17 protein-coding genes and 2 pseudogenes are annotated in these 24,569 nt (G+C 73.5%); 11 read left to right on the top strand and 8 right to left on the bottom strand.

Translation table 11 applies throughout. The features are described 5' to 3' along the window. The 10 genes and pseudogenes from OF819_RS14750 to OF819_RS14705 all read left to right on the top strand — a co-directional run. Positions 1–656 (top strand): annotated as a pseudogene (locus OF819_RS14750) (hypothetical protein); the annotation flags it as partial. Positions 657–790: 134 nt separating this feature from the next. Further along, complete coding sequence (locus OF819_RS14745) at positions 791–2,059, top strand: 6-phospho-beta-glucosidase (RefSeq protein WP_267243954.1); 1,269 nt, start codon at positions 791–793, stop codon at positions 2,057–2,059. After that, the gene (locus OF819_RS14740) at positions 2,050–3,150 is read left to right on the top strand and encodes an N-acetylglucosamine kinase (protein WP_416370538.1); all 1,101 of its coding nucleotides are present in this window, start codon (positions 2,050–2,052) and stop codon (positions 3,148–3,150) included. Before OF819_RS14745 ends, OF819_RS14740 begins: the two co-directional genes overlap by 10 nt. 209 nt (positions 3,151–3,359) lie before the next feature. Further along, positions 3,360–4,859, top strand: coding sequence for a hypothetical protein (locus tag OF819_RS14735; protein WP_416370537.1), 1,500 nt, complete (start codon positions 3,360–3,362; stop codon positions 4,857–4,859). A 326-nt stretch (positions 4,860–5,185) separates the two neighbouring features. Next, on the top strand, positions 5,186–6,220 hold the full coding sequence (locus tag OF819_RS14730; protein WP_267243967.1) for a glutamate ABC transporter substrate-binding protein: 1,035 nt from the start codon (positions 5,186–5,188) through the stop codon (positions 6,218–6,220). Positions 6,221–6,293: 73 nt separating this feature from the next. Continuing rightward, the gene (locus OF819_RS14725; protein ID WP_267243953.1) at positions 6,294–7,610 is read left to right on the top strand and encodes a hypothetical protein; all 1,317 of its coding nucleotides are present in this window, start codon (positions 6,294–6,296) and stop codon (positions 7,608–7,610) included. Between the two features lie 10 nt (positions 7,611–7,620). Further along, entirely contained in the window at positions 7,621–10,134 is a 2,514-nt protein-coding gene (locus OF819_RS14720) for a serine/threonine-protein kinase (RefSeq protein WP_267243952.1), read from the top strand. 2 nt (positions 10,135–10,136) lie between these two features. After that, a complete protein-coding gene (locus tag OF819_RS14715) occupies positions 10,137–11,891 on the top strand; it encodes a PP2C family protein-serine/threonine phosphatase (protein WP_267243951.1) in 1,755 nt (584 codons plus the stop codon). A 128-nt stretch (positions 11,892–12,019) separates the two neighbouring features. Beyond that, positions 12,020–13,381: a vWA domain-containing protein gene (locus tag OF819_RS14710; RefSeq protein WP_267243950.1), complete on the top strand. Its 1,362-nt coding sequence runs from the start codon at positions 12,020–12,022 to the stop codon at positions 13,379–13,381. An 87-nt stretch (positions 13,382–13,468) separates the two neighbouring features. Beyond that, positions 13,469–14,653, top strand: a complete 1,185-nt coding sequence (locus OF819_RS14705) for an FHA domain-containing protein (RefSeq protein WP_267243949.1) — start codon at positions 13,469–13,471, stop codon at positions 14,651–14,653. On the opposite strand, the gene OF819_RS14700 is transcribed toward OF819_RS14705, so the two are convergent. Next, positions 14,634–15,635: a methyltransferase domain-containing protein gene (locus OF819_RS14700; RefSeq protein WP_267243948.1), complete on the bottom strand. Its 1,002-nt coding sequence runs from the start codon at positions 15,633–15,635 to the stop codon at positions 14,634–14,636. The genes OF819_RS14705 and OF819_RS14700 overlap by 20 nt on opposite strands. A gap of 379 nt (positions 15,636–16,014) precedes the next feature. Here OF819_RS14700 and OF819_RS14695 point away from each other — a divergent pair, with 379 nt between their 5' ends. Further along, on the top strand, positions 16,015–16,419 hold the full coding sequence (locus OF819_RS14695; protein WP_323748927.1) for a globin: 405 nt from the start codon (positions 16,015–16,017) through the stop codon (positions 16,417–16,419). 31 nt (positions 16,420–16,450) lie between these two features. On the opposite strand, the gene OF819_RS14690 is transcribed toward OF819_RS14695, so the two are convergent. From OF819_RS14690 to OF819_RS14660, 7 genes and pseudogenes are all read right to left on the bottom strand, one after another. After that, positions 16,451–17,224: an IclR family transcriptional regulator gene (locus tag OF819_RS14690; RefSeq protein WP_267243946.1), complete on the bottom strand. Its 774-nt coding sequence runs from the start codon at positions 17,222–17,224 to the stop codon at positions 16,451–16,453. 174 nt (positions 17,225–17,398) lie between these two features. Further along, on the bottom strand, positions 17,399–18,064 hold the full coding sequence (locus tag OF819_RS14685; RefSeq protein ID WP_267243945.1) for a hypothetical protein: 666 nt from the start codon (positions 18,062–18,064) through the stop codon (positions 17,399–17,401). Next, entirely contained in the window at positions 18,061–18,525 is a 465-nt protein-coding gene (locus tag OF819_RS14680) for an acyl-CoA thioesterase (protein ID WP_267243944.1), read from the bottom strand. Before OF819_RS14680 ends, OF819_RS14685 begins: the two co-directional genes overlap by 4 nt. Before the next feature lie 5 nt (positions 18,526–18,530). After that, positions 18,531–20,195 carry an energy-dependent translational throttle protein EttA gene (ettA, locus tag OF819_RS14675; RefSeq protein ID WP_267243943.1) on the bottom strand — a complete coding sequence of 555 codons (1,665 nt, stop codon included), beginning with the start codon at positions 20,193–20,195 and terminating at the stop codon, positions 18,531–18,533. 157 nt (positions 20,196–20,352) lie between these two features. After that, positions 20,353–21,765, bottom strand: a complete 1,413-nt coding sequence (locus OF819_RS14670; RefSeq protein ID WP_267243942.1) for an LAETG motif-containing sortase-dependent surface protein — start codon at positions 21,763–21,765, stop codon at positions 20,353–20,355. Positions 21,766–22,037: 272 nt separating this feature from the next. After that, a pseudogene (locus tag OF819_RS14665) lies at positions 22,038–22,441 on the bottom strand (single-stranded DNA-binding protein). 184 nt (positions 22,442–22,625) lie between these two features. Continuing rightward, positions 22,626–24,566, bottom strand: coding sequence for a GTPase (locus OF819_RS14660; RefSeq protein WP_267243966.1), 1,941 nt, complete (start codon positions 24,564–24,566; stop codon positions 22,626–22,628). Positions 24,567–24,569: the final 3 nt, after the last annotated feature.

Genomic DNA, 24,569 nt, shown 5'->3' with positions numbered 1-24,569 from the left:
GCGGCGGCACGGCCTCAAGGCGGCCCAGCGGCGCCGACGAGGGCCCGGGCTCCGCGCGCCCGGAAACCGGCACAGGCGGCACGGCCGACGCCCGCCATACCGGCCGCGGCACGGGCGGTACGGGCGACGCGAGCGATACGGGCCTCACAGGCGGCGCAGGCCCCACCGCCGGCGCGGGCGTCACAGGCCGCGGCGCGGGCGGCCCGTCACGGCCGGGGGCGGACCGCGACGGCGGGCACGGCGACCACGGCAGAACTGGCACCGGCTCGGGCACGGGGCGGCACGGCGGCACCGGTTCGCGGCCGGACGACCGCTCCGGCTCCGCCCAGCGCGGCACCGGCACCGGCACCGGCACCGGCGGCGGCGTGGACCCGGAGCCGTACCGCCGGCTGCTGGACGCGTACGCCACCGGGCTGGCCACCGGCCTCGCCTCCCTGGTCGCCGTGCTCGATCCACAGCTCGTCGTGCTGTCCGGGGAGGTGCTCACGGCGGGCGGCGAGCCGCTGCGCTCACGCGTTCAGGCGGAACTGGCCGAACTGGCCGCGCCCCGGCCCCGGCTGGTGCTCGGGGCCGTACGCGAGAGCCCGGTGCTGCGCGGCGCGCTGGAGAGCGCCCTGGCCGCCGTCCGCGACGACGTTTTCGACACCTCCCGCTGAGCGGCCCCGTCCGCTCCCCGCCGTACGTCCTTCGCAATGTCCTTCGCAGTGTCCTTCGTACAGAAAGCCTTCATCGAGGGCGTCACCCTGACCGGAGTGAAGGGTGAGCAAGGCGAGAAAGGCCTGATTCGCATATGAAGCTCGCAGTAGTGGGTGGCGGTTCCACCTATACCCCCGAACTGATCGACGGGTTCGCACGGCTGCGCGACACCCTGCCGCTGACCGAACTGGTCCTCGTCGACCCGGCGGCCGACCGGCTGGAACGCGTTGGCGGCCTCGCCCGCCGTATCTTCGCCAGACAGGCGCACCCCGGAAAGATCGTCACCACCGGCGATCTGGACGCGGCCGTCGCGGACGCCGACGCCGTGCTGCTCCAGCTCCGCGTCGGCGGACAGGCGGCCCGGCAGCAGGACGAGACCTGGCCGCTGGAGTGCGGCTGCGTGGGTCAGGAGACGACGGGCGCGGGCGGCCTCGCCAAGGCGCTGCGGACCGTGCCGGTCGTCCTGGACATCGCAGAACGGGTGCGCCGGGCCAGCCCCGACGCCTGGATCATCGACTTCACCAACCCCGTCGGCATCGTCACCCGCGCACTGCTCCAGGCCGGCCACCGGGCCGTCGGACTGTGCAATGTCGCCATCGGCTTCCAGCGGAAGTTCGCCGCGCTGCTCGATGTCGCGCCGTCCGACATCCATCTGGGGCATGTGGGGCTCAACCACCTCACCTGGGAGACCAGTGTGCGGCTCGGCGGCCCGGACGGGGCGGAGGTGCTGCCCAAGCTGCTGGGCGAGCACGGCGACGCCATCGCCGACGATCTGCGGCTGCCGCGGCCGCTGCTGGACCGCCTCGGCGTCGTCCCCTCGTACTATCTGCGCTACTTCTACGCGCACGACGAGGTCGTGCGCGAGCTGCGCACCAAGCCGTCGCGGGCCGCGGAAGTCGCCGCCATGGAGCGGGAACTGCTGACGATGTACGCCGATCCGGCGCTCGACCGGAAGCCGGAGCTGCTCGCCAGGCGTGGCGGCGCGTTCTACTCGGAGGCGGCGGTGGATCTCGCCGCCGCGCTGCTGGGCGGCACAGGCGGCTCCCCGGTCCAGGTGGTCAACGTCCGCAATGACGGCACGCTGCCCTTCCTGCCCGACGACGCCGTGATCGAGGCGCAGGCGCGGGTGGACCGGCACGGGGCGGCCCCGCTGCCGGTTCCCGAGCCGGACCCGCTGTACGCGGGGCTGATCGCCGCCGTCACGGCGTATGAGGACCTGGCGCTTCAGGCAGCGCTGCACGGCGGCCGCGACCGGGTGTTCACGGCGCTGCTGTCCCATCCGCTGATCGGCCAGTATGCCTACGCCGACACACTCGCCGACCGGCTCATCGCGCACAACCGGGAGCATCTCGCGTGGGCGTGAACACACATCCCGCCGCGGCTCCGGCCGCCGGCGCGGTCGCCGCCCGCGGCACGGTCCTCGCCGTCGACGCGGGGAACAGCAAGACGGACGTCGCCGTCGTCGGCCCGGACGGCGCCGTGCTCGGCACGGCGCGCGGCGGCGGCTTCCAGCCGCCGAGGACCGGACTCACCGCGGCGCTCGACGCGCTGGGAGAGACGGTCGGGCGCGCTTTCTCCCGGGCCGGGACGGCGCAGGCCGGACATGTCTCCGCCTGCCTCGCCAACGCCGATCTTCCGGTGGAGGAGGCCGAGTTGGCCGATGCCGTGCGGGAGCGCGGCTGGGGACGCACGGCACAGGTGCGCAACGACACTTTCGCGGTCCTGCGCGCGGGCCTGCCGCAGGGCGCGGAGCCCAGGGGCGTCGCCGTGGTGTGCGGGGCGGGCATCAACTGCGTGGGCATGCTGCCGGACGGCCGTACGGCGCGCTTTCCGGCGATCGGCAGGATCTCCGGCGACTGGGGCGGCGGGCAGGGGCTGGCCGAGGAGGCCCTGTGGCACGCGGCGCGGGCGGAGGACGGCCGCGGGGAGCCGACCGCGCTCGCCCTCGCCCTGCCGGGCCACTTCGGGCTGCCGTCGATGTACGCGCTGATCGAGGCGCTGCATCTGGGCCGTATCCCGATGGCGCGTACGCACGAGCTGACGCCGGTGCTGTTCGCGGCCGGGGCGGACGGCGACCCGGTGGCCCGGGCCCTGGTGCGGCGGCTGGCGGAGGAGGTGGTGACCATGGCGGCGGTCGCGCTGCGGCGGCTCGGACTGCTCGATGAGACGGCGCCGGTGCTGCTGGGGGGCGGTGTGCTGGCGGCCGGCCACCCGGAGTTGAACGAGCGGATCAGGGCCCTGCTGGCGGACCGCGCGCCCAAGGCGGTCGTCGATGTGGTGACGGCCCCGCCGGTGCTGGGGGCGGCGCTGCTGGGCCTGGACCGTACGGGCGCGTCGGCGGAGGCGTATGCACGGCTCCGGGCGCACTACGGCGGCCCGCCGATGCCGTCCAGTGGCTCGGATGCCTCGGATGCCTCGGATGCATCGGATTCCGCTGATCCCTCGGACGGGTGACGCGGAAGGGAACCTATGTGCGGCCGACGGCGTATTCGTGGTGGGGAGTTGGGCTGGACGGGGCATGCATAGCCGTAGCGGCTGCGATCAGCGCACGGTCCGGTCAAGGCTGGTGTAGAGGCCGTGCTCTGCGGCCATACTGCTGGCCGGGAGCTGTTCGCTGACCCGCGGGGGGACGGGCCGCGGTCAGGGGCCGAGGGGGAGGTCGCATGACACAGCCGCCGAATGTGCGGGGCACGCCGACGCCGCCGCGGGCGTCGGCGCAGCCGCGGGTGCCCGCGCAGCCGGGGGCCGCAAGCCACGGGACCGCCCCGGACGGCGCGGCGACGGACGGCCCGACCGCCTCCGGCGCTGACGGCGGCCCGCCCCCGATGCCCCAGGTGTCCCGCGCGCCGGGCGGCGGCCGAAGAGCCTGGGCCGCCGGCTGGTCGCGGCTGCGCGCGGCGGCGACGACAGAGCCGGGGCGGCTGCGGATCATCGGGGCCGTGCTGGCGGCCCTGATCGTGGCGTTCGGCGCGGTGACGGCCTGGGAGGTCTCGGCCCGGTCGTCCGCGGCGGACGACGTGGTGAGCCGCAGCCAGCCGCTCAGCTCGGACGCCGCCGCGGTCTACCGCTCACTCGCCGACGCGGACACGGCCGCCTCCAGCGGATTCCTGGCCGGCGTCGAGGAGCCCCCCGCCGTCCGCGAGCGGTACGAGAAGGACATCGCCCTCGCCTCGCGGCTGCTGGTCGAGGCCGCGGCGACCACCGACGGCTCCAGTGCGTCGGGCCGTCAGATCGCCACGCTCAACGAAGGGCTGCCGCGCTACTACGGCCTGATCGAGCGGGCCCGCGCCAACAACCGGCTGGGCAAGCCGCTGGGCGGCGCCTATCTGCGGTTCGCCAACGAACAGATGACCAAGGAACTGCTGCCCGCGGCACAGCTGCTGTACGAGGCGGAGACGGCCCGGCTCGACCGGGACCAGGACGCGGCCCGCGGCCGGCCGTATGCGGCGCTCGCCACCGGCCTGCTGGCGCTCGCCGCGCTCGGCTGGGCACAGCGGCGGCTGTATCTGCGGACGAACAGGGTCTTCAACCACGGTCTGCTAGCGGCCACGGCGGCGGCGGCCGTGCTGCTGCTGTGGCTGGCCGTGGGCCACACGGTGGCCCGCGCCCAGCTCCATGAGGCGCGGATACACGGCCAGGAGTCGCTCGCCGTGCTCAGCGACGCACGGATCAACTCCCTGAAGGCGCGGGCCAATGAGAATCTGACGCTGGTCGCGCGGGGCACGGTGCTCACCAACGACGGCAAGAGCGACAAGTACGAGACGGACTACGCGACGGGAATGCGGCGGCTCCAGTCCGGGCTGCGGCAGGCGCGGCGTCTCGCGGACGACGCCGCGGGACGCGATCCCGTGGCGTCGGCCGCCGATGCGGCCGCCGAGTGGCGGACCCGCCATGAGCAGGCCAGCGCGCAGGACAAGGCCGGCGACTACGACGGCGCGCTGCGGAAGATCATCGGTGCCGAAGGCTCCACCGGGGCGGCGTTCGACCAGGTGGACGAGAGTCTGGAGAAGGCGCTGGCACACGAGGAGCGGGAGTTCTCCCGGGCCGCGCGGGACGGGCGGGGCGCGCTGGCGGGACTTCCGGTGGGCGCGGGCGTGCTGACGGCGCTGGGCGCGGGCGCGGCCGTCCTGGGCATCGGCCGCAGGCTGTCGGAGTACCGGTGAGGAGGGGGGCGGACATGACGGCCGGAGCGACGGCGGACAGAAGAAGGTCGAAGACCAGAAAGGCCGCGGCGTGGAAGGCCGGGGCGGGAAAGGCAGGTGCGGAGAAGGACGCGGGGCCGGGCAGGCGGCCCGGCGGCGGTGGCCGGCTCCGCGGCTGGGGCGGGGCCGCCGCCATGGCGGTCGCCTGCGCGCTGACCGCCGCGGCCGCGCTGCTGCCGCCCGCCGCGTACGGGGGCGGGGGCGGGTACGGCCCAGCGGGGGCGGGCGTCGCGGACCGCGCCCAAGCCGCAGGGGCGGGAGCCGCGGGCACGGCCGGTGCGCCGGGGATGGCCGGGGACAGGGCGAACGGCGTGCTCGGCGCGAACGGACGGGGCGGTGCTCCGGCCTGGGGCCCGGCGGCAGCCCCGGCGGCAGCGGGCAACGCGGGCCCGCCGGACGAAGCGGGCCCGGCAGAGGGCGCCGGTGCGGCAGCTGCCGCAAGCGAGACAGCAGCGGCGGAGACGGTGAACGCACCCGCCGCGGAGGAGTGCACCGAACCGGAGCGCTCTCTCGCCCCCTCGACCGCCGACGGGCCGGCCATCGACGCCATCAAGGCCCGCGGCAAGCTGATCGTCGGCGTCGACCAGAACAGCTACCGCTGGGGCTATCGCAATCCGGCCACCGGGAATCTCGAAGGCTTCGACATCGATCTGGCGCGCGCCATCGCCGAGGACATCCTCGGCAGCCCCAAGGCGGTGATCTTCCGGGCCATCCCCACCAACCAGCGCATACCCGCGCTGGACCGGGGCACGGTTGACCTTGTGGTCCGCACGATGACGATCAACTGCGCACGGCTGAAGCAGGTCTCCTTCTCCACTGCCTACTTCGAGGCCGGGCAGCAGGTCCTGGCCCCCAAGTCCTCCTCCATCACCGGCTATGACTCCTCGCTCGCCGGCAAGAAGGTGTGCTCGGCGGAGGGTTCGACCGCCTATGAGGCGCTGGAGCGGAACAGCTTCGGCGCGACATTCCGGGACGAGCACGATAAAAGCCCGGAGGACGAGGATCTGCTCACCGTCCCCAATCAGCTCGACTGCCTGGTGCGGCTGCAGCTGGGGCTGGTGGACGCCGTGGTGACGGACAACGCCCTGGCGGCGGGGCAGGCGGCGCAGGACCCGGCGGTGGAGCTGAAGGGCGAGAAACCGTTCACCACCGAGTACTACGGCGTGGCGGCCGGACTCGGCAAGGACGATCTGATCCGGCGGGTCAACCAGGTGCTCGTCGAGTACCGCGAGGGCGCCTGGCAGCGGGCGTACGACAAGTGGCTGGCGGCGGATCTGCCCGGTGTGGCGGGGCCTCCGGCCCCCAAGTACCGGCCGGAATAACGGATCCGGCGCAGCGGATCCGCAGCAGCGGATGCGAGCGAGTGAGAAACAAGTGAGAGCGGAGAGGTGATCGATGGGCGTCGCGGGACCATTCCCCGGCTCCTCCGGGACCCCCGGGCCGGTGATGGACCGGGACGAGGTGGACCGTGCGCTGGGGCGTCTCGGGGCAGAGCACGAGGCGATCGAGACCTCGCTGCTCGCCCTCCAGGACCATGCGGGCCGCAGACTCCTCGAAGGGGCGGAGCTGACGGGCGTCACCAAGGACCGCTGGGCCTCGGCCGAGCGGGCGATCGGTCTGCTGTGGGGCTATTTCGAGGCGTACGCGGCCGCCCTCGACGCCGCCCGCGAGGTGCGCGCCCGGCGGCGCTGGCCGGGCCGTGAGGAGCTGGCGGAGCTGACCGAGCGGCTGCGCGGCCGCAGTGTGACGGTCGCCAACTCCGCGGCTCCGGACGGTCCGCAGCTCGCCGGGCCCGACCGGCTCTCCGAACAGTTCACGCTGGAGGAGCTGGTGACCCGGATGAACGAGCTGTACGCCTCTTCGCTCGACACCGTGGTGACGGCGGACGCCGTGTGGTCGGCGCTGCCCGCGCGGATAGATCTGCTCTCCGCCGAGCTGCAGCGCACCCGGTCGCTGGCGCGTTCGGTCGGCGTGCGGCCGGGAGAGCACCCCGCGGGCGACGACCTGGAGTCGATCACCCATGAACTGACGGCGCTCCGCGCCCAGGTGGTGTCGGATCCGCTGGCCTTCTGGCAGCCGGACCCCGGCCGCAGCTCGGCGCCGGGAGGCGGCAGGCCCGACACCGAGCGGTACGACCGAGCGGCTCGGGCGCTGGAGGATGTGCGCCGCGAGATCGAGGCGGTGCTGCAGGTGCGGCAGGACTCGGAGACCCGGCTCATCCGGGTCCGCGATGTGCTCTCCCGGGCCGACCGCACGCTGGTCGAGGCGCGGGCGGCGCGCGGCGAGGTGCTGGCGAAGATCGCGGCGAGCGAGGTGCCCGCGGTCAGCGGCCCGCCGACCGCCCTCCACGAGCGGCTGGCCGCGGCGGCGGAGTACCGCAGACACTCCCAGTGGCACCGGCTGTCCCCGCTGCTGGAGTCGCTGGAGCAGGAGGCCGAGGACGAACTGCTGCGTGCCCGCGAGTCGCTGACGGCCGTCACCGCACCCCTCGCGGTCCGTGCGGAGCTGCGCGGGCGGCTGGACGCCTACCGGGCCAAGGTGGCCCGGCACGGGCTGGCGGAGGACCCGCTGCTGATCGAGCGGTACGACGCGGCGCGCCGGATGCTGTGGAGCGCGCCCTGCGACTTGCGCGCCGCGGAGCAGGCGGTGCTGCGCTATCAGGACGCGGCTGCCCAGGCGCTGGTGCACCGGGACCGCGCGGGGGAGCGATGAGGGGGGACGGATGAGCGGGAGCGGCGACCACCACACCGGCGGCTGTCAGCGGCCCGGCTGCCCAGGCCGTTACGAGGACATGGGCGGGGGCGAGTTCTTCTGCGACACCTGCGGGCTGGCGCCGGTGGTCTCACGCGGCGGACTGATCTCCTCGCCCGCGACCGGGGTGACGGCAGGCCGCTCGCCCTCGTCCGCCGCCTCCTCGACGCCTTCGTCGGCCTCGTCAGGCACGTCGGCGTCGTCGGCTTCCTCGGGGGCCTCCCGCTCGGCCGCGTCATCGGCATCCCGCCGGTCCGTCTCCGGCCGGCTGTCGCGCTCCCTGACCGGCGGCGGCTCGGGCGTCCGCTCGGTCTCGGTGCGCAGCTCCGGGTCCGGCTCGGGCTCCGGCGTCTCGGGGCGCGGACGGCTGGGGGCGGGGCTGGTGTCGGTGCCGGAAGTGCCGCGCCCCGACCCGCAGTCGGCGGTGATGGCGGAGCCCGAGGTTCCGGAGCGGAAGCGGTTCTGCTCGCGTGCGGACTGCGGCGCCCCGGTCGGCCGGGCGCGCGGCGACCGCCCCGGGCGCACCGAGGGCTTCTGCACCAAATGCGGCCACCCGTACTCCTTCGTGCCGAAGCTGCGGGCCGGGGACGTCGTGCACGGCCAGTACGAGGTCGCGGGCTGTCTGGCGCACGGCGGACTGGGCTGGATCTATCTGGCCGTCGACCGCGCCGTGTCCGACCGGTGGGTGGTGCTCAAGGGCCTGCTGGACACGGACGACCAGGACGCGATGGCCGCGGCCATCTCCGAGCGCCGCTTCCTCGCGGAGATCGAGCACCCCAACATCGTCCGCATCTACAACTTCGTGGAACACCTCGACCAGCGCACGGGCTCGCTGGACGGCTACATCGTCATGGAGTACGTCGGCGGCAAGTCCCTCAAGCAGATCGCCAACGAACGCAGGACCGCGGCGGGCCGGCGGGACCCGCTGCCGGTGGAACAGGCGTGCGCCTATGGCATCGAGGCGCTGGAGGCGCTGGCGCATCTGCACAGCAGGAATCTGCTGTACTGCGACTTCAAGGTGGACAACGCCATCCAGCAGGAGGACCGCCTCAAGCTGATCGACATGGGCGCCGTCCGCAGGATGGACGACGAGGACTCGGCGATCTACGGCACGGTGGGCTACCAGGCCCCCGAGGTGGCCGAGGCGGGCCCGTCGCCGGCCTCCGATCTGTACACGGTGGCGCGCACGCTGGCGGTGCTGACGTTCGACTTCCAGGGCTATACGAACGTGTTCGCCGACTCGCTGCCCGATCCGGACAACATCCCGGTGTTCCGCACGTACGAGTCGTTCTACCGGCTGCTGGTACGGGCCACCGACCCCGATCCGGCCCGCCGGTTCGCCTCGGCGCAGGAGATGTCGGAGCAGCTGACGGGGGTGCTGCGCGAGGTCGTCGCCCTGCAGACGGGCCGCCCCCGGCCCTTTCTGTCACCGCTGTTCGGCCCGGAGCCGCGCCCCGCGGACACGGAGCTGTTCCAGGAACTGACGGATGACGTCTCGGCGCTGGGGGCGCGCGGGCGGCCGGCCAGCGCGCCCGGTGGCGCGAGCGCGCCGTACCTCAGAGCGCTCGACGCGCGCGGCGCGGCGCTTGCGCTGCCCGTGCCGCATGTCGATCCGGGCGATCCTCATGCGGGTCTCCTCGCGGGGCTGGCCCCCTTGGCCCCCACCGAGGCGATCGCCGCACTGCGGTCGGTGGCCGCGCCCTCGACGGAGACCCGGCTGCGGGAACTGCGCGCCCGGCTGGAGCTGGGCGACGCGGCGGCCGCGGGCCGGGCGCTGGCGGAGCTGGAGCAGCGGCAGCCCGACGACTGGCGGGTGGTCTGGTACCGCGGGCTGACCGCCCTGGCGACCGGCGAACACGAGGTCGCGGCGGTCTCGTTCGACGCGGTGTACGACGCGTTCCCCGGCGAGGCGGCGCCCAAGCTGGCCCTCGGGGTGTGCGCCGAGGTGCTGGGCCAGCTGGACAACGCCGCGGAGTACTACCGCCTGGTGTGGACGACGGACCCGGGCCATGTCGGCGCCGCGTTCGGCCTCGCACGGGTGCAACTCGCCGCGGGCGACCGGGCCGGGGCCGTGCGGACGCTGGAGTCGGTGCCGGAGGGGTCGATCCACTACACGGCGGCGCGAGTGGCGGCGGTCCGGGCGCGGCTGCGGCGACGCGCCGTGGGCGAGCCGCTGCTGGACGATCTGACGGAGGCCGCGGCGCAGGTGGAGGCGCTTCGGGCGTTCGGTCTCGACGCGCTGCGCCGGGAGCGGTTGTCCACAGAGGTACTCGGCGCGGCGCTCGACTGGGTACTCTCCCAAAGTCCCGGAACGCAACCGCCGCGGGAGCGGGCCCCGCTGCTCGGCAGCGAAGTGAGCGAGCGCGGCCTGCGGTTCGGGCTGGAACGCTCGTATCGGGTGCTCGCCCGGCTCGCGCAGCGCAGCGAGGAGCGGATGGACATGGTGGAGCGGGCGAACCGCTTCCGCCCCCGGACGTGGGTGTGAGTATGGCGATGCACCAGCAGAACACCGGGGCGGCCTGCCCCGGTTGTACGGAGCCGCTGGAGCCGGGCGACCTGTTCTGCGGTGCGTGCGGCTGCGCGGCCCCGGCCGGGCCCGCGCCGGACGACCGGGCGGATCTGGGAGGCTCGCTCGGCACGGCGGTGCGGTGGCCCGCGGCCCGGGCCGACGGCGGCGGGGGCACACCCGCGCCGCCGCAGTCCCCGGCCGACCTGCCCGCGCTCGACTCGACAAGCTCCCACCCCACTCGCCCCGCACCGGCGCCCCCGGCCCCGGAGACCGGTACGCCCCCCACCCCGGGGTCCGCACCAGCCTCGGCTCCCGGACCGCTCAGCGGCCCTGCCCCGGGCGAGGGGCCGGGCGCAGGCCGGGCGCAGACAGCCGGTGCGGCCACCGGGCCGCCGACGGCCCATGCCCCAATCGCCGTTCCGGGCGCGGCTGCGAATCCCCACGCCAACGGCACCCCGGTCACCACGCCGGGCGAGAGCCCGACCGCAGGCCCAGCCCCGGCAGCCGGTACGGGGACCACACCCGCCGCGGCCGGACCGCCCGCAAGCCGTGCCCAGGCCGCCGCCCCGCGCAGCGAACCGGCCGCGGACTCCGCCTGCGAGGCCGGTACGCCCGCTGTCCCAGGGTCCGTACCAGCCTCGGCCCCCACGCCGCTCAGCGGCCCCGCCCCGGCCGCGGGCCCCGCCCGCGGGAGCGGTGCGGCCCCCGGGCCGCTCGCAGGCGGCGCCCCGCAGGTTCCGGCCGGGCGGGAGGCCGCGGGGCAGCCGGACCCGCGGACCGTGCCGCCCGCGGCGCTGGCCGTGTCGCCGGAGACCGCGAAGATGTGCGTGGCCTGCCGGGCGGGACGGGTCGACACGGACGGGTACTGCGAGAACTGCGGCCATGCCCAGCCCCGGGAGCGGGACCATCTGGAGCAGGGGCTCGGCTCGGTCGCCGCCGTCAGCGACCGGGGGCTGCGGCACCATCGCAACGAGGACGCGTTCGCCGTGTCGTCCACCGCGCTGCCCGACGGATCCCCCGCCGTGGTCGCCATCGTCTGCGACGGGGTCTCCTCCGCCTCCCGCCCGGACGAGGCGTCCGCCGCCGCGGCGAGCGCCGCCAGCGAGCTGCTGCTGGAGGCCCTGCCACGCGGCGTCCACCCCCAGCAGGCCATGCACGACGCGATCCTGGCCGCGGCCGAGGCGGTCGACCGGCTGGCCGTACAGCCCGGCGGGGACGGCGAGGCGCTGGAGCACGACCCGCGCCGGCGGGGCTCGGGCAACGCCCCGGCCTGCACGATCGTCGGGGCGGTCGCGGCGGGCGGGCTGCTGGTGGTCGGCTGGGTCGGCGACAGCCGGGTGTACTGGGTGCCCGACGACCGCACCGGACCGTCCGCCCGGCTCACCGAGGACGACTCCTGGGCGGCCCAGATGGTCGCGGCGGGCCTGATGACCGAGGCGGAGGCGTACGCCGACGCCCGCGCGCACGCCATCACCGGCTGGCTCGGCGCGGACGCCGGTGAACTGGACCCGCACACCGCGTCGTTCAAACCGGACCGCTCCGGAGTCGCGGTGGTCTGCACGGACGGCCTGTGGAACTACGCGGAGGCCCCGGAGAACATGGCCCGGGCCATCCCCCCGGACGCCGCCGACCGCCCGCTGCACAGCGCCCAGGTGCTGGTCGGCCACGCCCTCGACGGCGGCGGCCACGACAACGTCACAGTCGCCGTCCTGCCGTTCGCCGTGGATCGCTGACGGGCAGGACCGGCCAAGCCGCGCACGACGCGACCCCGACCTGCCATACACATCACGAAACGAACCTTGAGCACCGCACCGCCACGAACCAGCCGTTTGTCCCGGAAGATCCTCAAGGAGCCGACCAGATGGCCAACTTCGCCAAGTCCCAGGTGCCGCGATTCTCCGTCGAGGTGTACCAGAACGAGTATCTGACCCAGGGCGGCAGCGAGGTGAACGCCATCGTGACGGTCACCTCCACCGGAGGCGGCACCAGCGGCGGCACCCCGCTGGTCGGCCCGTCGGCCGACGCCGCGGGGCTGCCGGGCCGCCCGGCTCCCCCCGCAGCCGTGGTGATCATGGTGGACTGCTCCGGCTCCATGGACTATCCCCCGTCGAAGATCCGCAGCGCCCGGGACGCCACGGCCGCAGCCGTCGACACGCTCCACGACGGCGTGGCCTTCGCCGTCGTCGCCGGGACCCATGTGGCCACCGAGATCTATCCGGGCGGCGGCGGCCTCGCGATCGCGGACCGGCGGACCAGGCAGGAGGCCAAGCAGTCGCTGCGGCGGCTCGACGCGGGCGGCGGCACCGCGATCGGGACCTGGCTGAAGCTCGCTGACCGGCTGCTCGCCTCCGGCTCAGCGCCGATCAGACACGGCATCCTCCTCACCGACGGCCGCAATGAACACGAGTCGGCCGAGGAGCTGCGGGCCGCGCTGGACGCCTGCGCGGGCCGGTTCACCTGCGATGCGCGCGGGGTGGGCACCGACTGGGAGGTCAAGGAGGTGACCGGGGTCGCCTCCGCGCTGCTCGGCACCGCCGACATCGTCGCGGACCCGGCCGGCCTCACCGCGGACTTCACCTCGATGATGGAGGTCGCGCTGGGCAAGGAGGTCGCGGATGTGGCGCTTCGGCTGTGGACGCCGGCCGGCGCGGAGATCAGATTCGTCAAGCAGGTCGCACCGGCCGTCGAGGACCTGACCGGGCGGCGTACGGAGGCGGGGCCGCGGGCCGGGGACTATCCGACCGGCTCCTGGGGCGACGAGTCGCGCGACTACCACCTCTGCGTACGGGTGCCTCCGGCGGACATCGGGCAGGAGATGCTGGCCGCACGGGCCTCCCTGATCCGCCCGGCCGCCGGCGGCGAGGCACCCGAGGTGCTCGCCCAGGGGCTCGTACGGGCGGTGTGGACGGATGACATGGCCGCCTCGACCACGATCAATCCACAGGTCGCGCACTACACGGGCCAGGCGGAGCTGGCGCTGGCCATCCAGCAGGGCCTGGCCGCCCGCAAGGCGGGCGACGTCGACGGGGCGACGGCCAGGCTGGGCCGCGCCGTGCAGCTCGCCGCGGACTCGGGAAACAAGGACACGGCGAAACTGCTTTCGAAGGTGGTGGACATCGTGGACGCGGCGGCAGGTACTGTGCGGCTGAAGGCGAAGGTGGCGGAGGCGGACGAGATGACGCTCGAGACGCGTTCCACCAAGACCGTTCGCGTAAAGAAATAGTCCGGTCACAGCAGGGCATGAAGCACCTGCGAAGAAGTACCTGAGTGACGGCCCGCGGGCCGGTTGAGGAGAGGGGGACGCGCCGACATGCCGACCTGCCCGAACGGACACCAGTCGGGTTCCGACGACTGGTGCGAGGTCTGCGGCCACCGGATGGCCGGACCCGGCGCCCCGGCGGGGAGCTTTCCGCCCCCGCCTCCCCAGCCCGGCTACGGCTACCCCGGGCCCGGCGACCCACACGCCACACAGCAGGCGGAGCTGTGCCCGCAGTGCCGCACGCCGCGCGAGGCCACGGCTCCGTTCTGCGAGGAGTGCCGCTACAACTTCCTCACGCAGACGGCCACGTCCTACACGCCGGTGGCCCCGCCGCCGCAGCAGCCCTCGGGGCTGAACCTCCCGCCCGGCTTCCAGTCCCCGCCTCCGGGGCAGCACCAGCCGCCGCAGCAGCCGCAGCCCGCGCCGCCCGGTCCGCCCGGTCCGCCTGCCGGGCCCGGCCCGCAGGGCCAGCAGCCGCCCGCGTACGACTACCACGCCTCGCGTCCCTCGCAGCTCAACCGCCCCGCGGAGCCGCTGTCGCCGACGCCGCCGCCCGCCCCCGGCTACCAGCAGCACGGCGCGCCGCCGGCCCCGCAGTCCTTCCAGCAGCCGCAGCACACGGGCGGCGGCGGGGGTGGCGGCGGTGACGACTGGATGCTGCCGCCTCCCCAGCCCCAGCCCCCGCACCAGTCCCCGCACCAGTCCCAGCAGGCTCCCCCTGCGCCCCCGCACGGGACTCATGGCCACCAGGCACCCCAAAGCCACCAGTCGCCTCAAGCCCACCAGGCGCCCCAGGGGCAGCACGGGCCGCAGGGGCAGCACCCCGCGCCCTCCGGGTGGACCGCGGTCATCGGCCCCGACCGCGAGTACTTCCTCGCGATGATGCAGCGCAGCGGCCCCGAGGCCGACGGCCTCAATCTGCCCGCGTACTCACCGGAACAGCATCTGCCGCTGACCGGGGCCCAGCTCACCATCGGCCGCCGCAGACACTCCACGGGCGAATCCCCCGACATCGACCTCTCCGTCCCGCCGGAGGACCCGGGCGTGTCCCACCAGCACGCGGTGCTGGTTCAGCAGCCGGACGGCTCATGGGCCGTCGTCGACCAGAACTCCACCAACGGCACCACGCTCAACGGCGCGGAGGACCCGATCCAGCCGTATGTGCCGGTGCCGCTGCACGACGGCGACCGCGTCCACGTCGGCGCCTGGACGACGATCACGATCCGCCGCGGCTGACCCGGCCGCCGACCGGCCAGGCGTACGGTCCTTCGGGGTCGTCCAGCCAGGACCACTGGCGGCCGCCGCGGAGGGTGACGCCGTAGCGGTCGCGCTCCGGACGCTGCTCGCGCTCCCACAGGGACAGCGCCTCTTGTGGGTCCAGGCTGCCCGCGGTCAGGTTCAGCAGGAAACGGAAAAGATCGTTCTCGGCGACCGACCGGGGAAGTCCGCCGCCGCGGACGGCTGGGGGCGGCGGGCCGCCCCGCAGCGGCACAAAATGCGCGGGGGTGCGCAGAAAGCGGCCCTGGGCGACGCGGCCGTGCGCCGCGTCGTCGGACACGTCCAGCGCGATCAGACCGGTGGCGAGGGGGGCCAGGATGTGCCCGCCCGGCCGGCACTGCTCCAGCCAGGCCCATGGCACGGACGTCAGCGTGCAGGTCGCGATGGCGCGGTCGAAGGGGGCGCGGTCGGGGCAGCCGCGCGCCCCGTCACCGGTGATCAGCGCCGGGCGGCAGCCGACCGCCGCCAGATGGGCGCGGGCCGACTCGACGATGTCCGGGTCAAGATCCACCGTGGTCACCAGATCGTCGCCGAGGCGGTGGCAGAGCAGCGCGGCGTTGTAGCCGGTGCCCGTGCCGATCTCCAGGACGCGGCAGCCGTCCCGTACCCGCAGCTCCTGAAGCATGCGGGCCATCAGGGAGGGCTGGGTGCTGGACGAGATCAGCGTCCCGTCGCGCACGCGCGTGACCAGCGGCACATCCGCGTACGCGCCGCGCAGCCAGCGCTCCCGCCGCACCGGGGAGGGGTCCTCGCACCACAGCCGCTCGTACGAGCCGGGGAGCCTGGCGAAGTAGTACGGCACGAACACATGCCGCGGGACCTCCTCGAAGGCCGCCCGCCAGGCGGGATCGCGCAGTTCCCCGGAGGCCGTCAGCCGCCGCACGAGCGCGCGGCGCGCGGCGGCGGCGGGCTCGGCGAAACGGTCTGCGGGCACCTCCATGCCACCACTGTGCGGCGCGGCCGCCGCCGAAGCGAGCGTTGCCGGGGCCTGGGTCGGGGGCTCCGCCCCCGGACCCCCGGTACGGCCTGACGGCCGTGTCCTCGATCTCTCCCCCAGACTCCGTCCGGGGCCCCCAACGGGCTTGATTTGGCTGCGCCAAATCCCAGCCCCGCCGGCGATTGAGGCACGGGGGCCGCACAATCCAGCCCCGCCGGCGCTTGAGGCACGGGGGCCGCACAATCCAGCCCCGCCGGCGATTAAAGCACGGGGGCCGCACAACCCAGCCCCGCCGCCGCTTGAGGCACGGGGGTCGGGGGGCGGAGCCCCCAGCCGCCTAGGACCAAAGTCCTCCGCCGGGCCGTCTGAGAACATGGAACGCGTGAATGAGATTCCGCGCGGCACGCTTCAGGAGCAGACCTTCTACGAGCAGGTGGGCGGCGAGGAGACCTTCCGACGCCTGGTGCGCCGTTTCTACCAGGGAGTCGCCGAGGACCCGCTGCTGCGGCCGATGTACCCGGAGGAGGATCTGGGCCCGGCCGAGGAGCGGCTTGTGCTGTTTCTGATGCAGTACTGGGGCGGCCCCCGCACCTACAGCGACAACCGCGGCCATCCGCGGCTGCGGATGCGCCACGCTCCCTTCACCGTCGACCGCGCCGCGCACGACGCCTGGCTGAAGCACATGCGCGCGGCCGTCGACGAGCTCGGCCTCTCCGAGGAGCATGAGCGGCAGCTGTGGAACTACCTCACCTACGCGGCGGCCTCGATGGTCAACACCGCTGACTGACCCTGCCCGCCGCCATGGCGGCGGGCAGCGCTCAGCCCCCGTACCCCATACGGCGCGACAGCTCCTCCGCCGTCGCCGTCACCCGCTTGGCCAGCCTGGGCAGTGATTCCTCCTCCATGCGGTACGCGGGTCCGGAGACGCTCAGCGCGCCGAGCACCTCGCCGTCGTGGGCGTACACCGGGGCGGCGACCGCGTTGAGCCCGATCTCCAGCTCCTGGACGGCGAGGGCGAAACCCTGCTCGGCGACCGCCGCGAGCTGCTCGCGGAGCTCGGCCGCGGCGGCCGCCGTACGGTCGGTGAAGCGGGGCAGCGGACCGTCCAGCACGGCGTCGCGGGCGGCGGGTGAGGCATGGGCGAGGAGGACTTTGCCGCTGGAGGTGGCGTGCAGGGGGGTGCGGCGGCCCAGCCAGTTGTATGTGGTCACCGAGGCCGCGCCGCGCGCCTGGGCGACATTGACCGCGGCGTCGTCGTCGAGGACGGCGATATTGACGGTCTCCCCCACCTCGTCGGCCAGTTCACGGCAGAGCGGGGTGCCTTCCTGGGAGAGGTCGAGCCGGACGGCGGCCGCTCCCGCCAGGCGCAGCATGCCCGCCCCCAGGGTGTATTTCCCGCGTTCCCGGGACTGGCTGACGAGGCCGCGGTTCTCCAGAGCTCCGAGCAGCCGGAAGGCGGTCGACTTGTGCACGCCCAGTTCGTCCGCGATCTCCGTGACGCCCGCCTCACCGTGCCGGGCGAGGGTTTCGAGCACGCTCACGGCGCGGTCCACCGACTGCACGGCGGTCCCGGCCCGGTCCGTCGACGCCATCCGCACCCCACATCCCCAGCGCCGTGGCTTTGGCCTCCGCTCGCTTCCGCTCGCAACAGCTCGCTTCCGCTTGCTCGTGCTCGCTTCCGCGTTGCGCATGGCGCTGCCGCATGCACGATGCGCCATGAGCCGCGTCTGCCCCGTCGGGCGCGGCTTAAGCAGGCGCTCGCGCGCTCACGCGGGGCGCACGGGGGTGACGCTGAGCCCGCCGATTCCGTTGGTGCGGACGGCGACCGACCCGAAGGGGGTGCGCAGCCGCAGCCAGGAACCCGAGGACAGCAGCGCCACCGGCACGCCGGGGCGCAGAAAGCCCAGCGACTGCGCGGCGTGCACGGCGCGCAGCGGCAGCCCGGTCGAGCCGATGCCGCGGGACCAGATCTCCCGGCCGATGCGATCGCGCTCCGCGCGGGTGCGGCGCTCGGCGGGCAGCGCCTCGTCGCGCCTGCGGAACTCGGCGACCGCGGCCGTCACCGCCCCGCGCATCTCGGCCACACCGGGCAGCCCGGGCAGCTCACGCCAGCCGCCGCGCGGCGGCAGCACCCCCGCCCACGCCGGTCCGGTGACAGCGGCGGGCACGGGGATCTCCCGGCCGCCGAGCGACTCCAGCAGTTCGCCCGCCGACACGGTGACGTCCAGTTCCACGGGGTGGCTCAGGCGTGCCGTGCGGATCGCCAGCACCTCGAAGGACGGCGGCCGGCCGAAAACGGCGAGCGCGCCGCCCCCGGCCTGGAGGCGGACGGCGGCGGCGCGATCGTAGTGGAGCAGCCGGGCGAGGAAGGCGGACAGGTCCTCCGCCTCCCTCGCGTCGGCGAAGTGCAGACTCTGCACGGGTGCGGTCATGCGGCGAAAGCACCCTCGGCGGCAGCGGCGTCGTCGGCGGCAGCACCCTCGGCGGCGTCATCGACGAACTCCTCCAGGAACGACCGCTCCTCCGCGGAGATCCGGCGGGGCCGCCCGGCCTGCAGGTCGTACGGCACGACGACGGTCGAGGCCCTCACGTACACCTGGTCCGGGTCCTTGATCTCGTACGCGATCGTCAGCGACGCCGCGCCGATCTTCGTCACCCATGACTCAATGGTGACCGGCTCATGCCGGTGGACCAGCGGACGCAGATAGTCGATCTCGTGGCGGGCCACCACGGACCCGCCAGAGAACGACGGACTGCCGTTCCCCGGCGCCAGCCGGAACATGAAGTCGATCCGCGCCTCCTCCAGATAGCGGAGGAAGACGACGTTGTTGACATGCCCGAAGGCGTCCATGTCCGACCAGCGGAGGGGGCAGCTGTAGCGGTGTCTGGCCACGTGGTTCAGCCTCGGGTCAGCTTCTTGTACGTCGCGCGGTGCGGACGGGCCGCGTCCGGGCCGAGGCGCTCGATCTTGTTCTTCTCGTACGACTCGAAGTTGCCCTCGAACCAGAACCACTTGGAGTCGCCCTCGTACGCCAGGATGTGCGTGGCGACGCGGTCGAGGAACCAGCGGTCGTGGGAGACGACGACCGCGCAGCCGGGGAAGTCCAGCAGCGCGTTCTCCAGCGAGGAGAGCGTCTCCACGTCGAGGTCGTTGGTCGGCTCGTCGAGGAGCAGCAGATTGCCGCCCTGCTTGAGGGTGAGCGCCAGGTTGAGGCGATTGCGCTCGCCGCCGGAGAGGACCCCGGCCGGCTTCTGCTGGTCCGGGCCCTTGAAGCCGAAGGCGGAGACATACGCGCGGGACGGCATCTCGACCTGGCCGACGTTGATGTAGTCCAGCTCGTCGGAGACCACGGCCCACAGGGTCTTCTTCGGGTCGATGTTCTCGCGGCTCTGGTCGACATAGGAGATCTTGACCGTGTCGCCGACCTTGATGCTGCCGGAGTCGGGCTGCTCCAGGCCCTGGAGCATCTTGAACAGCGTGGTCTTGCCTGCGCCGTTGGGGCCGATGACGCCGACGATGCCGTTGCGGGGCAGGGTGAAGGAGAGGTCGTCGATGAGGACCTTGTCGCCGAAAGCCTTGTTCAGGTTCTCGACCTCGACGACGACATTGCCCAGACGCGGACCCGGCGGGATCTGGATCTCCTCGAAGTCCAGCTTCCGGGTCTTCTCGGCCTCGGCGGCCATCTCCTCGTAACGGGTCAGACGTGCCTTGGACTTGGCCTGCCGCCCCTTCGCATTGGAGCGGACCCAGTCCAGCTCCTCCTTGAGCCGCTTCTGCCGCTTGGCGTCCTTCTGGCCCTCGACCTTGAGGCGGGTGGCCTTGTTCTCCAGGTAGGTGGAGTAGTTGCCCTCGTACGGGTGGGCGCGGCCGCGGTCGAGCTCCAGGATCCACTCGGCCACATTGTCGAGGAAGTAGCGGTCGTGGGTGATGGCGACGACGGTGCCGGGGTACTTGGCGAGGTGCTGCTCCAGCCACTGCACCGACTCGGCGTCGAGGTGGTTGGTGGGCTCGTCGAGCAGCAGCAGGTCGGGGGCCTCCAGCAGCAGCTTGCAGAGCGCGACGCGGCGCTTCTCACCGCCGGAGAGGTTGGTGACCTGCCACTCCCCGGGCGGGCAGCCCAGGGCGTCCATGGCCTGCTCCAGCTGGGCGTCGAGGTCCCAGGCGTTCGCGTGGTCGAGCTCCTCCTGGAGCTTGCCCATCTCCTCCATCAGCGCGTCGGTGTACTCGACGGCCATCTGCTCGGCGATCTCGTTGAACCGGTCGAGCTTGCCCTTGATCGCGGCGACGCCGTCCTGGACGTTCTCCAGGACCGTCTTGGACTCGTCCAGCGGCGGCTCCTGCAGCAGGATGCCGACGGAGTAGCCGGGCGAGAGGAACGCGTCGCCGTTGGAGGGCTGCTCCAGACCGGCCATGATCTTGAGCACGGTGGACTTACCGGCGCCGTTCGGGCCGACCACACCGATCTTCGCACCGGGCAGGAAGCTCAGCGTCACGTCATCGAGGATGACCTTGTCGCCGTGCGCCTTGCGCGTCTTGCGCATCGTGTAGATGTACTCAGCCAAGAGAAACCGTCCGGCAGATAAGTGAGTGGGCAGAGATACACCCATCTTGCCTGACGCCCGTCCCCTGACGAAAACCGGTTCCGCGCCGGTGGGTGCGGCGCGGCCCCGGCGCGCCTGTGCGGGGCGTGCCGGGGCCGTCACCTTGTGTGCGGGGCGCTTACTCCCCGGCGACCGCCTTCTTCTTGCGGAGGAAGAAGACCGCTCCGCCGCCGGCCAGCACCATGACGATCGCGATGCCCGCGATCACCGGCGTGGCGCTGGAGCTGCCGGTCTCGGCGAGGTTGTCGCCCTGCGGGGCGCCGGAGCCGCCGCCGGCCGTGGCCGGGCTGGGCTGGGACGACGGTGTCTCGCCGCCCGGCTCGGGGGTGCCGGCCGTCTCGCAGTCCAGGACGCCCTTGAACGTCTTGCTGAAGCCGGCCGGGCCGGTGATCGTGAAGTCGTACGCCTGGTCCTCGGCGACCGGGATGGTCACGGTGCGGGAGTCGCCGGCCGCGATGGAGTGCTTGACGCCCATCAGCTCGAACTCGAACGGCTCGTCGCCCTTGTTGGAGGCGGTGATGTCCACCCCGCCCTCGGTGCAGTTCTTCTCTGCCGACAGCGCCGGGATCGGGCCCGTCTTCGCCCAGGTCGCGGTGGCATGTGCGGAGACCGTGGACTGGCTGGACCCGGCCAGGATCTGCGTCTGGCTCTTGGTGACGCCGGCGAACGCCCGGCCCACCGGCACTGAGGTGGTGGCCTGGACCGTCAGCGTCGCCGAGCCGTCGGCCGCCCCGGCGGGGACGTCGAAGTACAGCTTGGAGCCGTCGACCGCGGAGGTGACGGGCTTGCCGGCCTCGTCGGTGACCTTGACGCCGCTGGCGGCGGCGTCGGCGGGAGAAGCCACCGCGACCTGCCCGGCGTCGGTGCTGACCGTCACGGGCCCGAGCCGCTCGCCCGGCTTGCCGGAGACGGCGTTCGGCTCCAGGCTGAGGGAGGCCTTGGGCTCTTTGACCTCCTTGGCCTCCTTCTCCAGCCAGTCGGCGAGCGCCTCGGCCTGCGTGTCGACGGCCGTGACGTCCGCGTCGTCCGAGAAGCGCCAGATGGCCACCTGGGTGCCGGCCGCGGCGGTCTTCTCCGTCAGCGGACCGGTGCCCGCCTTCTGGGCCAGCGCGGCCAGGTCGTCAACCTGCGGGTAGGAGTTCTGCAGGATCCACAGGATCTTGCCCGCGTCGCCGTTGTCACCGAGCGACGTCTGGCTCCAGGGGGTCTCCAGGTACTTCGCCTGGTCCTGGGTGGGGTTGTGGATGTCGATGCAGTACGTCTTCAGCCGGCCGCCGCCGTCCACCGTCATCTCGAACAGGCCCGCGGGGATCTCCTGCGTCTTGCCGTTCGAGTGCAGCTCGGCCTTGTCATAGGTCTTCAGTCCGTCGAGGGTGGCGACCGCCCCACCCTGGTGCTGGACACCGTCGTCAGCGGCGGCAGCACCCGCGCCGCCGAGTATGGAACCCGCCGCAAGGAGCCCGGAGATCAAGGCCCCGGCGGTGCGACGGCGGGCAGAGCTCCGCCTGCGTACACCTGACGCAGAGAACACACCAAACACAGAATTCCCCTCCGGGCGAGGCTTATCACGTATGACGCGTGGGGGGAGTGCCTCGCCAGCAGACTCAAGTGCCCCGTAACTATCGCGAGTACCGCAGGTACCGCGAGTACCGCGGAAATCCTAGAAGGGCGGCACGGCACGGTGGCCAGCCCTACCGTCTGATAACCATTCCGAATCGGAATCGTTATCGCACGCCCCGCGCGATCCCCCCGGGCCTCACTCTTTTCAGCGTTTCCATATCGACAAGTCTCCCCAACTCCCCGTCAGGGAACAGGAGTCGGCTCCACCTCCGTCACCTGGGGTGACGCTCTCTTCACCGGCCGTCGGAAGGCTGCTGTGCCACGCGTCAGATCATGACCGGCCGCGACCGCTTCGATGTCCACGAATGTCCGCAGTCGGCCGTCCCGTTCCTCTTCCCTTACCTTCAACCGTCCGTGTACGAGCAGTGGTTCCCCCACACCGACAGATCCGGCCAGATTCATCGCCAGCGACCGCCAGGCGAAGACCGTATAGAAGCTCGTCGGCCCGTCCGACCAGCTTCCGCTCTGCCGGTGCCGGCGCCGCGGCGTCACGGCGAATCGAAAACGCGCCATCCCCCGGACGCCGTTTCCCGGTACTCCACATTCGTGGCGACATTGCCCACGACCGTCACCATCGTGTCGTTCATGACGCTCTCCCCCGTGCGTTGCGCGTGCTGACGGAGTCCATGCTGAGGCACCGAGGAGAATCGCGCCGGGGCCTGTGGACAGCACGGCGGTTGTGGACAAGTTCGTCACCCGTACGAGGGAGTCGCCCATCCCGGCGTCGCGCATCCGGGAGTTGCCTGACCCGGCGTTGCGCAACCCGGCCGTTCAGCCGGAGGCGCGCGCCATGCCGCTCGGCGCGGTCCCGCGCGCGACCGCCGCCCGGAGTCCGGCCGGCCCGTCCGGGCGTGCACCGGCCCGCAGACCGGGCCGCGCCCCCGGCCCGCCGAGCAGCACCCCGCTGCCGCAGACCGTGCCGTACTGCTCCCGCACCTCCCGGTAGCGCATCAGCTCCGCCGCGACCGGATCGAGCACCCGCGCCCTGCCGCACGCCGCGGCCGCCTCCGTCAGCCGCCGCCGGGCGTCCTGCCCGTACCGCCGCGCGGGCCCCTTCACCGCCGCCGCGCACCCCCATTCGACCAGCGGACCGCCCACGATCCCGGCGAGCATCACCGACACCGGGGCCATCAGCCCCGGTTGCAGCACGCCGAGGATCTGGCCCGTCAGCCAGAGCCCGCCGAAGAACTGAAGAAGCGTCATCGCGGCCTGGACGAACACCGCGGCCGGCCACCACCCGGGACGCAGCGGCCGCCCGCCGAGCCGCGCCGCCTCGCGCGCCGCCAGTTCGTCAAGCGCTTCCGGCAGCCCCCGCGCACCGCGCGCCGCGGCCTCGCGCACCGCGGCGCGCCAGGGTCCGGGCAGTCCGTGCGCCGCCTCGTCGGCGACGGTACGCACCGCGTGCTCGACGCGCTGGCGTGCGGTGAGCTCCTCCTCCACCGGGGCCGTGGAGTCCGGCTGCGCACGTCCGAGCCCGGGCGTGCGCAGCCGCTCGTACCAGCGCCACAGCCGCAGCCAGGGCGATCCGCAGGCCCGGACGGCGTTTCTGCGCCACTCGCGTTCCGCCGCCTCGCCCGCGGCGGCGGCTCCGACGGCCTCGGCGAGCCGGGCGGAGAACTCCTCGCGCGCCCGTTCGCTCAGCCCGGTCCGCCCCTCGGCGACATACGCCCGCCGCAGCCGCGCGGCGGTCGCGTCCACGTCGGCGGCGAGCCGGCGCGCGGGCGCGGTCCGCTCCTGCACAAAACGGCCCAGCTGTTCGCGCAGCTCCGCCACACCCTCGCCGGTGAGCGCGGAGACGGCGTGCACGGCCGCGCCCGGCTCGCCGTGTTCGCCCAGGGCGATCCCGTCCTCGTCAAGGAGCCGGCGCAGATCGTCGAGGACCTGAGGGGCGGCCTCCTCCGGGAGCCGGTCGATCTGGTTGAGCACCACGAACGTGACCTCGGCATGCCCGGCCAGCGGCCGCAGATACCGTTCGTGCAGCGCGGCGTCCGCGTACTTCTCCGGGTCGACGACCCAGATCACCGCGTCGACCAGCGCCAGCACCCGGTCCACCTGCGCCCGGTGCCCGGCCAGGGCGGAGTCGTGGTCAGGCAGATCGACGAGGACGAGGCCGTGCAGCTGCTCGTCGCCGTCGCCGCCCGCCAGCGGCCTGCGGCGCTGCCGCCCGGGGATGGCGAGCCGGTCGAGCAGCCCCGCGGCGCCCTCGGACCAGGTGCAGGCGATGGGGGCCCCGGTGGTCGGCCTGCGCAGCCCGGTCTCCGAGATCGGCACCCCGGCAAGCGCGTTGAAGAGCGTGGACTTGCCGCTTCCCGTCGCCCCCGCGACCGCCACGACGGTGTGCCGTGCGGAGAGGCGCTGCCGGGCGGCCGCCTCGTCGAGGACGCGTCCCGCCTCGGCGAGCGTGCCGTCGTCCAGCCTGGTCCCGGACAGTCCGACCAGTTCACGCAGGGCGTCCAGACGGGTCTTCAGAGGTCCGGCGTACGTTCCTCCGACCGGCTCATGCCGCGCGTCCGGGGCGTCGTCCCGCCCTGTCTCCTGCCGGGCGGCCGAGACACGCCGGGCGATGACCCCGTCGTCCCAACGTCCTTCCTCCTCCCCCGACTCCCTCGACTCCCTTGGCTTCCTCCACTCCCTCTCCTCCCCCGGCGCGTCCCCGGTCTCGTCCCCGGTCGCGTCGCCCGCGTCCTCGACGCCCTCGACGGCGGCTGTCATGAC

It is taken from the genome of Streptomyces sp. PR69 (assembly GCF_026420845.1).
Classification (GTDB): domain Bacteria; phylum Actinomycetota; class Actinomycetes; order Streptomycetales; family Streptomycetaceae; genus Streptomyces.
The sequence above is the reverse complement of the archived record's forward strand: the minus strand, read 5'-3'. Positions and strand labels throughout refer to the sequence as shown.

Coding starts and splice junctions, on each gene's coding strand:
- OF819_RS14745 (WP_267243954.1), top strand. CDS start 791: ATGAAGCTCGCAGTAGTGGGTGGCGGTTCCACCTATACCCCCGAACTG.
- OF819_RS14690 (WP_267243946.1), bottom strand. CDS start 17,224: ATGGCGTCGACGGACCGGGCCGGGACCGCCGTGCAGTCGGTGGACCGC.
- OF819_RS14735 (WP_416370537.1), top strand. CDS start 3,360: ATGACACAGCCGCCGAATGTGCGGGGCACGCCGACGCCGCCGCGGGCG.
- OF819_RS14715 (WP_267243951.1), top strand. CDS start 10,137: ATGGCGATGCACCAGCAGAACACCGGGGCGGCCTGCCCCGGTTGTACG.
- OF819_RS14685 (WP_267243945.1), bottom strand. CDS start 18,064: ATGACCGCACCCGTGCAGAGTCTGCACTTCGCCGACGCGAGGGAGGCG.
- OF819_RS14710 (WP_267243950.1), top strand. CDS start 12,020: ATGGCCAACTTCGCCAAGTCCCAGGTGCCGCGATTCTCCGTCGAGGTG.
- OF819_RS14725 (WP_267243953.1), top strand. CDS start 6,294: ATGGGCGTCGCGGGACCATTCCCCGGCTCCTCCGGGACCCCCGGGCCG.
- OF819_RS14720 (WP_267243952.1), top strand. CDS start 7,621: ATGAGCGGGAGCGGCGACCACCACACCGGCGGCTGTCAGCGGCCCGGC.
- OF819_RS14700 (WP_267243948.1), bottom strand. CDS start 15,635: ATGGAGGTGCCCGCAGACCGTTTCGCCGAGCCCGCCGCCGCCGCGCGC.
- OF819_RS14660 (WP_267243966.1), bottom strand. CDS start 24,566: ATGACAGCCGCCGTCGAGGGCGTCGAGGACGCGGGCGACGCGACCGGG.
- OF819_RS14730 (WP_267243967.1), top strand. CDS start 5,186: ATGGCCGGGGACAGGGCGAACGGCGTGCTCGGCGCGAACGGACGGGGC.
- OF819_RS14705 (WP_267243949.1), top strand. CDS start 13,469: ATGCCGACCTGCCCGAACGGACACCAGTCGGGTTCCGACGACTGGTGC.